The 13,768-nt window shown below is 68.0% G+C and carries 14 protein-coding genes; 8 read left to right on the forward strand and 6 right to left on the reverse strand.

What is annotated here, in order from left to right:
• Positions 1-49 precede the first annotated feature (49 nt).
• Positions 50-1,126: a LacI family DNA-binding transcriptional regulator gene (locus ACLJK8_RS17115; protein WP_413151561.1), complete on the reverse strand. Its 1,077-nt coding sequence runs from the start codon at positions 1,124-1,126 to the stop codon at positions 50-52.
• 283 nt (positions 1,127-1,409) lie between these two features.
• Here ACLJK8_RS17115 and ACLJK8_RS17120 point away from each other — a divergent pair, with 283 nt between their 5' ends.
• From ACLJK8_RS17120 to ACLJK8_RS17155, 8 genes are all read left to right on the forward strand, one after another.
• A complete protein-coding gene (locus ACLJK8_RS17120; RefSeq protein ID WP_413151562.1) occupies positions 1,410-2,672 on the forward strand; it encodes an ABC transporter substrate-binding protein in 1,263 nt (420 codons plus the stop codon).
• Positions 2,673-2,743: 71 nt separating this feature from the next.
• Positions 2,744-3,592 (forward strand): SDR family NAD(P)-dependent oxidoreductase, encoded by an 849-nt coding sequence (locus ACLJK8_RS17125; protein ID WP_413151563.1) that lies wholly within the window; start codon positions 2,744-2,746, stop codon positions 3,590-3,592.
• A gap of 29 nt (positions 3,593-3,621) precedes the next feature.
• The gene (locus ACLJK8_RS17130) at positions 3,622-4,530 is read left to right on the forward strand and encodes a carbohydrate ABC transporter permease (protein WP_413151564.1); all 909 of its coding nucleotides are present in this window, start codon (positions 3,622-3,624) and stop codon (positions 4,528-4,530) included.
• The gene (locus ACLJK8_RS17135; protein WP_413151565.1) at positions 4,527-5,474 is read left to right on the forward strand and encodes a carbohydrate ABC transporter permease; all 948 of its coding nucleotides are present in this window, start codon (positions 4,527-4,529) and stop codon (positions 5,472-5,474) included. The genes ACLJK8_RS17130 and ACLJK8_RS17135 overlap by 4 nt, the downstream gene beginning before the upstream one ends.
• 4 nt (positions 5,475-5,478) lie before the next feature.
• A complete protein-coding gene (locus ACLJK8_RS17140) occupies positions 5,479-6,561 on the forward strand; it encodes an ABC transporter ATP-binding protein (RefSeq protein WP_413151566.1) in 1,083 nt (360 codons plus the stop codon).
• Between the two features lie 35 nt (positions 6,562-6,596).
• Positions 6,597-7,418 (forward strand): SDR family NAD(P)-dependent oxidoreductase, encoded by an 822-nt coding sequence (locus tag ACLJK8_RS17145; protein ID WP_413151567.1) that lies wholly within the window; start codon positions 6,597-6,599, stop codon positions 7,416-7,418.
• Between the two features lie 185 nt (positions 7,419-7,603).
• On the forward strand, positions 7,604-8,644 hold the full coding sequence (locus ACLJK8_RS17150; RefSeq protein WP_413151568.1) for an NAD(P)-dependent alcohol dehydrogenase: 1,041 nt from the start codon (positions 7,604-7,606) through the stop codon (positions 8,642-8,644).
• A gap of 53 nt (positions 8,645-8,697) precedes the next feature.
• Positions 8,698-9,660: a carbohydrate kinase family protein gene (locus tag ACLJK8_RS17155; protein WP_413151569.1), complete on the forward strand. Its 963-nt coding sequence runs from the start codon at positions 8,698-8,700 to the stop codon at positions 9,658-9,660.
• A gap of 54 nt (positions 9,661-9,714) precedes the next feature.
• On the opposite strand, the gene ACLJK8_RS17160 is transcribed toward ACLJK8_RS17155, so the two are convergent.
• From ACLJK8_RS17160 to ACLJK8_RS17180, 5 genes are all read right to left on the reverse strand, one after another.
• On the reverse strand, positions 9,715-10,455 hold the full coding sequence (locus ACLJK8_RS17160) for a sulfite exporter TauE/SafE family protein (RefSeq protein ID WP_413151570.1): 741 nt from the start codon (positions 10,453-10,455) through the stop codon (positions 9,715-9,717).
• A gap of 99 nt (positions 10,456-10,554) precedes the next feature.
• On the reverse strand, positions 10,555-11,250 hold the full coding sequence (locus ACLJK8_RS17165; RefSeq protein ID WP_413151575.1) for an aldolase/citrate lyase family protein: 696 nt from the start codon (positions 11,248-11,250) through the stop codon (positions 10,555-10,557).
• Positions 11,251-11,425: 175 nt separating this feature from the next.
• The gene (locus tag ACLJK8_RS17170) at positions 11,426-12,190 is read right to left on the reverse strand and encodes a sugar phosphate isomerase/epimerase family protein (RefSeq protein WP_413151571.1); all 765 of its coding nucleotides are present in this window, start codon (positions 12,188-12,190) and stop codon (positions 11,426-11,428) included.
• Entirely contained in the window at positions 12,187-12,978 is a 792-nt protein-coding gene (gene hpaH / locus ACLJK8_RS17175; RefSeq protein ID WP_413151572.1) for a 2-oxo-hept-4-ene-1,7-dioate hydratase, read from the reverse strand. The genes ACLJK8_RS17170 and hpaH overlap by 4 nt, the downstream gene beginning before the upstream one ends.
• Positions 12,979-12,991: 13 nt before the next feature.
• The gene (locus tag ACLJK8_RS17180; protein ID WP_413151576.1) at positions 12,992-13,639 is read right to left on the reverse strand and encodes a catechol 1,2-dioxygenase; all 648 of its coding nucleotides are present in this window, start codon (positions 13,637-13,639) and stop codon (positions 12,992-12,994) included.
• Positions 13,640-13,768: the final 129 nt, after the last annotated feature.

A 13,768-nucleotide genomic window follows, 5' to 3' on the forward strand; every position in this document is an offset into this window, starting at 1 on the left:
GGGATGATCCAGTCCGGAAGCCCGAATCCGGCTCATCCGCGGAAATCGGTCAGTCGGCGGGCGCCGGGGCGGTCGAGGCGCGGTGCACGATCCGGTAGGGGAGGAGGAGATCCTCGGCGGGACCGGTGAAGCTGCCCGCGCGCCATGCCGCCACGCTGGCGTTCAGCATCTCCACCGCGCGTTCGGTGGCGGCGAAGGCGTCCTGGTGAACCGTGGTCAGCGCCGGCCAGACCTGTTCAGCGACCGGTGAATCGTCGTAGCCGACGACCGAGAGCGACCGGGGCACGGCGATCCCGCGGCGATGCGTGACCGCCAGCACGCTCGCGGCCAGCGTGTCGTTGGCCGCGAAGACCGCCGTGACGCGCGGCTCGCGCGCGAGCAGACGTTCGGCCGCCTCCACGCCGTCCTGGAAGTTGAACCGGCTCCGTTCGAGATGTTCCGCGCAAGGCTCGATGCCGCGTGCCAGCAGGGCCGCGCGATATCCCTCATGGCGGGCGAAGCTGCCCGACTGGGTTTCCGGTCCCGCCAGATGCCCGATGCGGGTGTGGCCGAGGTCGAGCAGCGAGGAGACCAGTTCGAAGGCCGCGCCTTCCTCATCGACGCGGACCGAGGCCATGCCGGGCATCGAGAAACCGGGTGCGATCGCGACCGCCGGAAATTTCAGCGGCTTCTTCCGGAACGTCCGCTCGACGAATTCCGCGATCGGCGAGGGCAGCAGAAGTCCGTCGACACCGGTGTCGCGCATCCGGCTGATCGTGCTCCGGAGCGATTTCGGATCGTCAAGCTCGGCGAGCTCTATGGTGACATCGATCCCGAGCCGCGAGGCGGCGGTGAGCGAGCCGACGATGACCGAGGCGATGAACGGGTTGATGACGCTCGCATAGAGCAGGCCGAAATGCGGCCGGGTCACGCCGGCGAGTTGCTGCGCCGCGCGGTTCGGGACGTAGCCGAGCTCCTCGATCCGCCGCTGGACAAGTTCGCGCAGCGCCGCGCTGACGTTCGGGCGGTCGTGGAGAACATTGGAGACGGTCATCATCGAGACGCCCGCCGCCTTGGCCACGTCCTTCAGCGTGACCCTCGGCGGACGCCCGGTGCTCGCCTCGCGCTTGGCGCTTCTGGTGTTCATGCGATTGGAATCTCCTCGCTCACAAACCGCCGGCGAGCTGGCATCAGTTCGGAAAACACGCCGAACACGGGGCCAAGGTTGGGCAAACCCGACCCGCGCGTCAAGCCGCTTGGCCGGTTCGGGCGGCTTTGCGAACGTTTTCGGCATGCCTGATGTTTAACGCTCAATATTGCGTTGACTCCCGCAAGTTTAGCGCTACACTAACTTCATCGACGCGGAATCGCCGTCGCATCGCAGAGCGCGTCCAAAGCGCCGCGATCCAGTCAGGAGAGGAAGAACTCCCGTGAAGCACTCTGTCTCCGCGGTCGCGCTCGCGACCGCCCTGATGGCCGCTGGCTCGGTCCATGCTCAGGACAACAACGCCGAGGTCATGCACTGGTGGGTTTCCGGTGGCGAATCCGCCGCCGTCAAGGAACTCGCCAGCGCCTTCGAGGCCGCTGGCGGCGCCTGGACCGACAATGCGATCGGCGGCGGCGAGATCGCCACCGCGACGATCGTCTCGCGCATCGCCGGGGGCAACCCTCCGACGGCGGCGCAGATGCCGCTCGGCAAGCAGATCGACGATCTGGTGCTAGGCGAACTTCTCGCCCCACTCGACGAGGTGGGCGACGAGGCGGGGTTCTGGGACAATATCCCGGAGATCTTCACGACCGCGCTCACCTATGAGGACGGGCACAAATACGCGCTGCCGATCAACAGCCACGGCCACAACTGGGTCTGGTACAACAAGGCGGTGCTCGAAGCCGCCGGTGCCAAGGAGCCGGTGACCTGGGACGACATGTTCGCCGCGCTCGACGCGATCAAGGCGAAGGGCGAGGCGGTGCCACTCGCGGTCGGCGCGCAGCCCTGGCAGCTTGGCCAGACCTTCCTCTCGGTGCTGCTGACCAAGGCAGGCCCGGACCTCTATTACCGGGTGACGCGCGATCTCGACGTCGAGGCCGTCCGTTCGGATGCGTTCCGCGACGCGGTGGAGACCTTCCGGCGGCTCCAGGACTATTCCGACGAGGGCGCGACCAACCGGGAATGGAACGTCGCCGCCAACATGGTGATCAGCGGCCAGGCCGGGTTCCAGTTCATGGGTGACTGGGCCAAGGGCGAATACATCTCCGCCGGACAGACGCCGGGCGTGGAATTCGGCTGCCAGATCCTCGGGAGCGGCGACGGCAAGCGCTACTTCAATCTCGCGCCGGATGCCTTCATCTTCCCGGTCCAGGACGGCGCCGACGGGTTGACGGAGACCCAGATGCTCCTCGCCAGGACGATGATGAGCCCGGAGGCGCAGATCGCCTTCAACGCCAACAAGGGTTCGGTTCCGGTGCGCCTCGACGTCGATCCGAGCCAGCTCGACGCCTGTTCGCAGATCGGGATGGAGATCCTCGAGACCGAGGACCAGCGGGTGCCGTCGGTCGATTTCCTCGTCTCGCCCGACATGATCGGCGCCGAGCGCGACCTCGCAGGGCAGTTCTGGGCCGACCCGTCGATGACGACCGACGATTTCGTCGAAGCCTTCGTCTACATCGTCGAATCCGAGCAATCCATGCGCTGAGCGCGTTCCCAGGCCGGCGGCTTCCGCCCGGCCCGGGGCCCACCGAACCTCAGCCAGCGAGATCGATCCAAATGGCAGTACATCTGAACAAAGGCCGCGTCGGCACCGACGTTTGCGGTCCGGTGACCGAACGTCTGCGCCTCAAGGGCCGCGTCGCCATGGTCACCGGCGGCTCACGCGGGATCGGCGCGGCGATGGCCCGCGGGCTCGCCGAGGCGGGGGCGGAGGTGGTCATCGTCTCGCGCCAGGGCGCGGAGGAGGGCGAGGCGATCGCCGAGGAACTGCGCGGGATCGGCGCGAAGAACTCCTTCGCCCTTCTCGCCGACGTGACGAAGCGCGCCACGCTCGACGCGGCGGTGGACGAGACGGTGAACCGCCTCGGCAAGCTCGACATCATGGTGGCGAATGCCGGCATCGGCATCGACGTCAACGCCGAGGACATGACCGAGGACCAGTGGGACCGGCTCATGGACGTCAACCTCAAGGGCGTCTTCTTCTCGGCCCAGGCGGCGGCGCGGCACATGATACCGCGCGGGCGCGGCAACATCATCGTCACCTCGTCGCTCTCGGCCTTCGTCGCCAACGGCAATCCGCAGGCCTGCTACAACGCCTCGAAGGCGGGCGTGAACATGCTGGTCCGCTGCCTCGCCTACGAATGGGCGCGCCACGACATCCGCGTCAACGCGATCGCGCCCGGCTACATCATGACCGACATCCTTGGCCCGTATCTCGAGGAATTTCCGGAAGAGGCCCACGGCTACATGATCCGGCCCGCCGCGATGAACCGGATCGGGACACCCGACGAACTCGCGGGCGCGGCCGTCTTCCTGGCCTCCGACGCGTCCAGCTACATGACCGGCCAGTGCATGGTCATCGATGGGGGATATTCACTCACACCGCTGGAAAATCGCCTGCTGTGAGGCTCCGGCCACGAAGAAAGGGGGGTTCAATGACAGTGCCTGCGAACACGAGGGAAGGGCCGAAGCGCCGATACGGCGCCTATCTCGGGCTTTTCCCCGCCTACCTCGTCGCTCTCGGCGTCTACATCTTCACGATGGGCTGGACGATCTGGATCTCGATGACCAATTCGAGAATGCTGCCGGTCAACAACTTCGTCGGCACGTTCCAGTACGAGCGCCTCTTTTCGGACGGCCGCTGGCAGGTGTCGGCGATGAACCTCGGGATCTATCTCGTCGTCTTCGTCGGGCTCAGCCTCGCGCTCGGGCTCCTGATGGCGATCGCGATCGACCAGAAGATCCGCTTCGAGGACGGGTTCCGCACGATCTACCTCTATCCGCAGGGCATGTCCTTCATCGTGACCGGCCTCGTCTGGCAGTGGATCCTCAATCCGCAATTCGGGATCGAGAAGATCTTCCACGGCCTCGGGCTGACGGGCGTCAACATCGACTGGCTCGTGCGGCCTGAGACGGCGATCTATGTCGTGGCCTTCGCCGGTGTCTGGCAGGCCTCGGGCCTCGTCATGGCCATCATGCTGGCGGGGCTCCGCGGCATCGACGAGGATCTCGTCAAGGCGGCCAAGGTCGAGGGCATCAGCCCCTACCGCTTCTATCGCCACATCGTCATTCCGCTGCTCGCGCCGATGTTCGCGACCTCGCTGGTCCTGCTCTCGGTCGGCGGCGTGAAGGTCTATGACCTCGTGGTCGCGCTCACCAACGGCGGGCCGGGCATCTCGAGCGAGGTTCCGGCGAAATACGTGATGGAGTTCCTCTTCCGGCGCGCCAACATCGGCCTCGCCTCGGCCGCCGCGACCGTGATGTTCATCACCGTGATCGCGGTCGTCGTCCCCTACATCTACGTCCAGGAATTCCGCGGCAAGCGTGCGAGGAAACCGGTATGACCACGGTAACGGACATCGACCCCGGCGGGCGCCCGAGACGGGGCGAGCATCGCCGGGCGCATAACCCGAACGCGGTCGGGCGCCGGCCGAGCGAAGTGACTGCGGGGCGGATCGGGCTCTATGCCTTCCTGATCTTCACGGCGGCCTTCTTCATCCTGCCGCTCTTCGTGATGATCATCACCTCGCTCAAGACCATGGACGAGATCCGGGCCGGCAGCGGCATCCTCGCACTGCCCCGGGGGCTCAACTTCGACGCCTGGGTCAAGGCCTGGACCTCGGCCTGCACCGGCCTCAACTGCGAGGGAATCCAGGTCGGCTTCGTCAATTCGATGAAGATCCTGATCCCGAGCACGATCCTGTCGATCTCGCTCGCGGCCTGGACCGGCTACATGCTCACCTTCTGGCGGGCGAAGGGATCGACCATCCTCTTCGCCGTGCTGATGGTCGGCGCCTTCATCCCGTTCCAGGTGTTCATCTATCCGCTGGTGCGGGTCTTCGCGAGCGTCGGCCTGTTCGGCACGCTGCCGGGCATCATCATCGTGCACACGATCTTCGGCCTGCCGGTGCTGACGCTGCTCTTCCGGAACTTCTTCGGCAGCCTGCCGATCGACCTCTTCAAGGCCAGCCGTGTCGATGGCGCGAACATTCCGCAGATCTTCTGGCACATCATGCTGCCGATGGCGACGCCGATGCTGGTCGTCGCGGTCATCCTGCAGGTCACGGGCATCTGGAACGACTTCATCCTCGGGACCGTCTTCGCCGGGCTCGACAACCTTCCGATGACCGTCCAGCTCAACAACATCGTCAATTCGACGACGGGCGAGAAGGAATACAACGTGAACATGGCCGCGACCATGATCACGGCGCTGGTTCCGCTCGTCGTCTACTTCTTCTCGGGTCGGTATTTCGTCCGCGGCATCGCGGCTGGCGCAGTGAAAGGATAAGAAGATGGCCGTTGTTCAAGCCAGGAACATTACCGTCGCCTTCGGCGCCGTGAAGGTGATCGAGGAACTCGACATCGACATCAGGGAGGGAGAATTCATCGTCCTCCTCGGCCCCTCCGGCTGCGGCAAGTCCACGCTGCTCAACTGCATCGCGGGGCTGCAGGAGATCGCCGACGGCCAGATCTGGATCGGCGACAACAACGTCACCTGGGCCGAGCCGGCGGATCGGGGCATCGGCATGGTGTTCCAGTCCTACGCGCTCTATCCGCGGATGACGGTGCGCGAGAACCTCAGCTTCGGGCTTCGCATGTCGAAGATGGCGAAGGCGGAGATCGAGAAGCGGGTGGCGCGCGCCGCCGGCATCCTGAAGATCGAGAACCTGCTCGACCGCCGCCCCTCCGAGCTCTCGGGCGGCCAGCGCCAGCGCGTCGCGATCGGCCGCGCGCTGGTGCGCGACGTGGACGTGTTCCTCTTCGACGAGCCGCTCTCGAATCTCGACGCGAAGCTCCGGACCGAGCTTCGGGTCGAGATCAAGAAGCTGCATCAGGATCTCACCTCGACGATGATCTACGTGACCCATGACCAGATCGAGGCGTTGACGCTCGCGGATCGGATCGCGGTGCTCAACAAGGGCAACATCCAGCAGTTCGCGAGCCCGAAGGAAATCTATGCGCGGCCGAACACGAAGTTCGTCGCCTCCTTCGTCGGCTCGCCGTCGATGAACTTCCTCAAGGGGGCGCTCACGGCGGATGAGGGTGGTCTCACCTTCGTCACCCGGACGAACCAGATGATCGACCTGAATGGCTATGCCACCAACGGCGCGGTGGCGGGACGGCGTGAGGTCGAGCTTGGTCTCCGGCCGGAACAGCTCTCGGTCGGCGCGGCCGGGCCGGCGCGTGTCATGGGCGAGATCAGCGTCATCGAGCCGATGGGCGCCGACGCGCTCATCTGGTTCCGGATCGGCGATGATACGCTGTCGGTCCGCGTCCCGAGCGAGGCCGGGCTGAACATCGGCGAGAGCATCGAGCTGTCCTTCGATCCGGCCGTGGTGTCGGTCTTCGACGCGGCCAGCGGCGAGCGCGTCTGAGGCGCGCGAGGAAACAGAAAAAGGAGGTCCGGGCAGTGTCCGATACCAAGATCGCTGTCATCACCGGCGCCACGGACGGGATGGGCCGCGTCGCGGCCCCACTTCTCGCCAGGGCCGGGTATCACGTCGTGATCCAGGGGCGCAGCGAGACGCGCGGCGCGGAGGTCGTCCGCGAGATCGATGAGGCCGGCGGCTCGGCCAGCTTCATGGCCTGCGACCTTGCCTCGCTCGACGACATCCGCCGCTTCGCGGGCGAGGTGGGGGCCGCCCACGGCCAGATCGACGTGCTCGTCAACAATGCCGGCATCGGCACCGGTCCCGAGGGCGCGCCGCGCGAGGAGAGCGCCGACGGGTTCGAACGCCGCTTCGCGATCAACTACCTCGCACCCTACCTGCTGAGCCGGCTGTTGCTCGACCGGCTGAGACCGGGAGCGCGCATCGTCAACGTGGCCTCCGATGGCCAGCACCCGATCGATTTCTCCGATCTGATGCTCGAGCGCGATTACTCCGGCGAAGCCGCCTACTGCCGCAGCAAGGTGGCGCTGATCATGGCCACTTTCGATCTCGCGAGCGATCTGAAGGGGGCCGGGGTGACTGCGAACACCATGCATCCCGGCTCCTACATGAATACGACCATGGTGCGCGAGATGAAGCACGCGGTCGTCGACAGCGTGGACGAGGGGGCGGGCTTCATCCTCGACCTCGCCGCCTCGCCGGAGCGCGCCGGCGTCACCGGCCGCTACTTCAATCGCGGCGTCGATACCCGCGCCGAGGAACAGTGCTACGATCCCGAGGCACGCCGGCGGCTGCGCGAAGCGACCGAGGCGATCCTCGCCGGACAGCGCGCCCATGCCTGACCGTCGCGCCCCCGGCTCCTTCCCGGCCAGAAACCTGGAGAGCAGTGCCGGGGGTGCGGGGGCGGCGAGCGCCCCGCCGGCGCGGGCGAACACGCCCGCGCCAATCAACAAACTCCGCGCGCACCCGCGCGCTCATCATGGCCGCCAAGGGCGGCCCGCGACAACGCCCAGCCCCGGATGCGCCCATGACCAACCACGCCGTCTACGTTACCGAGAACCGCAAGATGTCCCATGGCGAGGCCGAGATGCCCGCGGTCCGCGACCATGAGGTGCTCATCAGGATGAAATACTGCGGGGTCTGCGGCTCCGATGTGCATTTCTACGAGCACGGCGAGCCCGAGTTTCCCGATGTCTACCCGTTCATCCTCGGCCACGAGGGCGCGGGCGAGGTCGTCGAGGTCGGCGCCGCCGTCACCACGCTCGCACCGGGCGACCGCGTCGCGATCGAGCCCGGCATCCCCTGCCGGACCTGCGAATGGTGCGCCGGCGGCCGCTACAACCTCTGCCCGAACGTGGTCTTCCCCTCGGCGCCGCGCGCCCATGGCATCCTGCGCGAATACGTCGCCCATCCGGCGGAGATGTGCTTCAAGCTGCCGGATTCGATGTCCTTAGAGGAAGGCGCGCTCATCGAGCCGCTCGCCGTCGCCATGACCGCGGCGCGCGAGGCGGGCGCCCGGATCGGGCAGTCGGCGGCGATCCTCGGGGGCGGCTGCATCGGGCTCGTCACGCTGCTCGCACTGCGCGCCATGGGGCTCGACAGGATCACGGTCGTGGATCTCCACGACATCCGCCTCGACAAGGCGCGCGAGCTTGGCGCCTCGGCGGTCGTGAACGCGCGCGCGACGGACCCGATCGCCGAGGTCGTCCGGCTCCACGGCGGCACCGGCCCCGATCTGGTCTTCGAGACGGCGGGCAGCACCATCACCGCGCGCCAGACGATCCGCATGGTGAAGCGCGGCGGCACGGTGATGATCGTCGGCAATGTCACCGGCGAGACGCCGCTCGACCTGCAACTGATGACCAACAAGGAGATCACGCTCAGGACGAACTTCCGCTACAGCAACATCTACCCGGCGGCGATCGACGCGGTGGCCTCGGGCCGGATCGACGTGGGGAGCATCATCTCCCGCGCCTATCCGCTCAGCGAGGCGCCGCGCGCCTTCGAGGATTGCATCAACGAGAAGGCGACGATGGTGAAGGCGATCATCAGGTTCGAGGACGCCTGACCGTCCGCGCCGCCGAACCGACCCCGCATGGCACTCCCGACCGGAGAAGAGACATGGCTGCCCCCGAATTCATCTGCGCTGGAATGATCGTCGCCGACGTGCTCGTCGAAGGCTTCGAGGCGATACCGCGAGCCGGCGAGACCGCGCGCGTCTCCGGCGTCTCGCTCGCGGCCGGGGGCGATGCGAGCAACGAGGCGATCGCGCTCGCCAAGCTCGGGAACCGCGTCGGCCTCATGGGCCCGATCGGCGACGACGCGCAGGGACGGATGATCGCGGCGGACTGCGCGCGCCGGGGCATCGCGACCGAGGGGCTCAGCGTCGATCCCGACCGGCCGACCACGACCGGCGTGGTCCTGATCGAACGGGGCGGCGAGCGCAGCTTCCTGTCGCCGGCGAACGGGACGATCGGCGCGCTCGGGCCCGAGCATATCGACCTCGGGCTGATCCGTCCGGGTCTGCGCGCTCTCTCGATCGGCAGCCTCTTCACCGCCGCCCGCTTCGACCTTGAAGCCGTGACGCCGCTCCTGCGCCGGGCGAAGGAGGTGGGCGCGATCACCATCGCCGACATGGTGATGGACCAGCGGGGCTACGGGCTCGACGATCTCGCCTCGGCCTGGCCGCATCTCGACTATGTCGTGCCGAGCGCGCTCGAGGCGGAGCTGTTCACCGGCCTGACCGCCCCCCGGGCCATCGCGGCGCGATTCCGCGAACTCGGCGTGCGGAACGTCGTGCTCAAGCGCGGCTCGGCGGGCGCCATCGCCTTCGTCGGCGAGACCGAGGTGACCTGCCCGGCCTTCGACGTTCCGGTCGCCGATACCACCGGCGCCGGCGACAATTTCGTCGGGGGCCTCGTTCATGCGCTCGTCAAGGGTTTCCCGATCGACCAGGCGCTCCGTTTCGCCTCGGCCGTCGCCGCGCTCTCGGTCCAGGCCGTGGGCGCCGGCGCCGGGCTTCGCGATCTGGCGCAGGTCGAGGAATTTCTGGCACGAACGGCGGAACCCGCGACGCTCCCGTGAGCGGTGGTGGCGGTTGAGCCCGACGCTGGCGCGGGACGCGGAGGTCGTGGCCCCTCACAGCACGCCGCGCAGGATCATCTCCAGTCCGAGCGCCGCGAGGACGATCAGGAACCCGCGGCGGAAGGCGGCGGGGCTGATGGCGTGGCGCAGCTTCTGCCCCAGCCACATCCCGATCAGGGCCGGCACGACCGCCGCCGCCGAGAACGCGAGCTGATCGGCCTGCCACGCCTGCCGCGATACCAGCCCGATCATCAGGGCGACGGTCGATACCGTGAAGGACAAGCCGAGCGCCTGCATCAGATCGTCCTTCTCCAGCCCGAGGGACTGGAGATAGGGCACGGCGGGGATGACGAAGACCCCGGTCGCGCCGGCGATCGCCCCGGTGACGAGGCCGACCAGCGGCGACAGCCAGCGCTCCCAGGCGCGGGGCGCGTGAAACGGCCGCGCGAAGAGCGTGTAGAGCGCGTAGACGACCAGCGTGACCCCGAGGGCGGGCGTCGTGACGCGGGCGTCTCCGCCGGTCAGCAGCGGCGCCGAGATCAGCGTGCCGATCAGGCTCGCCGCCATCATCGGCCAGAGCCGCCGGACCAGCGCGCCGAAGCGCGGCCCCGCCAGCAACTGCCAGAGATTCGTGACCATGGACGGCACGATCAGCAGGCTCGCCGCGGTCAGCGGCGAGAGCAGCGCGCCGAGCGCGCCCATGGCCACCGTGGGCAGGCCCATGCCGGTGACACCCTTGACGATACCGGCCGCGAGAAAGGTGACGGCGACGAGAGGAACGACGAGATCGGTCATGCCTCTCGATAGCAGACCGCCGCGCGCCGGCAACGCGCATTCCGCGAGACCGGAGATCCGGTGACCGGAAGGCCGAGATCGGAGCGCGGGTGCAGGGTCTCAGAAACCGGCCCGCAGCCCTTCCACGCCCTTGACCAGCAGGCCGGCGTCCACGCCGACGGCGGTGAAGGTGGTGCCAAGCTGGAGGCAGCGTTTCGCGAAGGCCACGTCCGGGGTGAGGATGCCCGCGGGCTTGCCGGCGGCGAGGACGCGGGCGATGGCATCCTCGATGGTCGCGACCACCTCCGGATGACCGGCGTTCCCGGCATGGCCGAGGCTCGCGGCGAGGTCGGCCGGGCCGATGAAGACCCCGTCCACGCCCTCGACCGCCGCGATCTCCTCGAGCCTTTCGAGGGCCTCGCCTGTCTCGATCTGGACGAGCAGGCAAAGCTGCTCCTCGACGCGCGTCGCATAGCCCAGTACGCGGCCGAAGCGGGTGGCGCGGGTAACACCCGAGACGCCCCGGATGCCGCGCGGCGGATAGCGCATCGCCGCGACCGCCGCCGCCGCTTCCTCCGCCGTCTGCACGTAAGGGACGAGCAGGGTCTGGGCGCCGAGATCGAGGAAGCGCTTGATGAGGACGGGGTCGTTGGTCGCGGGCCGGACGACCGCGGCGGTGGGGTAGGGCGCCACCGCCTGCAATTGCGGCAGCACCGTCAGGGGATCGCCCGGGCTGTGCTCGGTGTCGAGGAGCAGCCAGTCGTAGCCGGCGCCGGCGAGAAGCTCGGNGTGGGGTAGGGCGCCACCGCCTGCAATTGCGGCAGCACCGTCAGGGGATCGCCCGGGCTGTGCTCGGTGTCGAGGAGCAGCCAGTCGTAGCCGGCGCCGGCGAGAAGCTCGGCGACATAGGGACCGGGCAGGGACGACCAGAGGCCGATCTGGCTCCGGCCGGCGCGGAGCGCGGCCTTGAAGGCGTTCGGGGGCAGATCCATCACGCTTGGCTCCAATGGCGGCGCAGGAACGCGAGGCTCGCGCGCATGTCGGTTTCCAGATCCGTCACCCCGCATTCGGCCGAGATCATGCCCCGGTAGCCCGCCTCGCGGAGCTTCGCGAAGAAGAGCTCGTAGGGATAGGACCCGGTTCCCGGACTCATTCGGCCGGTATCGGCCAGATGGACATGGGTCAGTCCCGCGGCATTCGCCACCAGCTCGTCGAGCGGCTCGTCTTCCTCGTCCATATGGTAGAAATCCGCGAGGAAGCGGATTTCCGGCCGATCTACGGCTTCGGCGAAGGCGCGACCCTCGGACAGGCTGTTGATGAGATTGGATTCCTCGCGGTTCAACGGCTCGATCACCAGCGTCGCGCCGGTGCCGGCCAGCGCCTCGGCCGAGAGCCGCAGCGCCTCGCGCATCTCCTCCTCGCCGCGCGCGCGGTCCCAGCCCTCGGGGATGCTCCTGGCCCAGCCCGAACCGAAGGCGACGACCCTGGCTTCGCCGAGCGCGAGCAACTCCGACGCGCGTTTCAGATAGTCCCGGAACCGGGGCAGGTCCGCCTCCGGCCCGACGACCCGAAGGTCGCGGGGCAGGAAGGTGTTGAAGGCCGCCGTCGGCAGCGCCGCGCCGGCGACCGCCTTGCGCGCGGCGGCGAAGGTCTCGCGATCCTCGAGGCCGAGGGGCGCGAGGGCGACCTCCACGAAATCGAGGCCGATGTCGCGCATCAGCGGGGCGTCGGACAGCGGGCGGCACCAGCCGATCATGTCGCATCCGCGGCGAATGACACGCCGATGGCGCCGAGCGCGCCGTAGTCGGCCTGGATCACGTCCCCCGGCCTGATGTCGACCGGCCGGGTGAAGGAGCCGCCGAGGACGATATGGCCTTTCCGGAGTCCCGCGCCCACGCCGGCGAGCTTGTTGACGAGCCAGGCGACGCCAGCCGCCGGATGGCCCATGATCGCGGCGGCGAGCCCGGTATCCTCGATGATGCCATTCTGCGACAGGATCGCGCCGACCCGGCGGAGGTCCACGTCAAAGGGCCTGACCGGGCGGCCGCCAAGAACGATGGCACCAAATGCGGCGTTGTCGGCGATCGTGTCGACGATCGCTCGCGGCACCTCTGTGCGATAGTCGATGATCTCGAGCGCGGGGGTGACGAATTCGGTGGCGCGCAGCACGTCGTGGACCCGGGTCCCCGGCCCTTCGAGATCCTCGCCCATGACGAAGGCGAGCTCGACCTCGATCCTCGGCCTGATGAAGCGGGAGACCGGGACGCGGGCGCCGTCGTCGTAGAGCGCGTCGTCGAGGATGCGGCCGTAGTCCGGTTCGGTCATCTTGGAGGCGAGCTGCATGGCGCGGGAGGTGAGGCCGATCTTGTGGCCGACCACCTTCGCGCCCGCCGCGATCCGCGCCTCGGCCCAGAGGTCCTGCACGCGGTAGGCATCGGCGAGTTCCATGCCGGGATAGGTCTTCGAGAGCTGGGGGACGGGGACGCGGGTCCGCTCGGCTTCGAGGATCGAGGCGGCGGCGGCGCGGAGGTCTTCCTCGGTCATGACGGGCATTCTCTCACTTGATCGGGGGACGCGGCAGCTTCGCCTCGCCCGGTTCCATGACATAGGTATAGGAGAGCTGGACCCAGGGCGCCGGCACGTCCGGACGGTCGGGGTTGGGCTCCCGATGCTCGACGAAATCGCCGGTCAGCGCGCTTGTGACGCCGAACTGCACGTCGGAGTCGATCCAGGGGCAGGAGGGATCGAAAACCTGGCTGATCAGGGTCTTGTAGCCCTGCTTGAAGACCAGCGCGTGCAGATGCGCGGGGCGGTAGGGATGGCGGTCCTGCGCCCTTAAGAGCCGCCCGACCACGGTGTCGGTCGGGATCGGATAGCCGATCATCTTCACGGTCCAGAACCAGAAGCGGCCGTCGGCGTCGGTGGTGAACTTGCCGCGCAGGTTCATGTCGGCCTGGTCGGGGTCCTGGTTCTCGTAGAGACCGATCGGCGAGGCGTGCCAGACATCGACCTCGGCGCCTTCGATCGGATTCCCGTCGCGATCCTCGACCCGGGCCGAGACGAAGAGCGGCGTGCCCGGCGTGTCGGAGCGGATGATCGTGCCGCCGTTCTCGACGCGCGGCGAGTTGAGGCGCCAGAACGGCCCGAGCAGCGACTGCGACGTTTCGGTCTGGCCGCCGTCGCCGTTGTTGAGCAGGCAGACCAGCGTCGAGACGCCGAGTGTACCGCCCCCGGATCCTGAGACACCTGATTGCGCTTACGCGGCCAGCGGGATCGTGTCCATCTGGTCGCGTCGGAATTGGGCTGGGGAGCGGTGTCCGTGCCGCTCGATCAG

The sequence above is a fragment of the Amaricoccus sp. W119 genome (genome assembly GCF_047275745.1).
In the GTDB taxonomy this organism is placed as follows: domain Bacteria; phylum Pseudomonadota; class Alphaproteobacteria; order Rhodobacterales; family Rhodobacteraceae; genus Amaricoccus.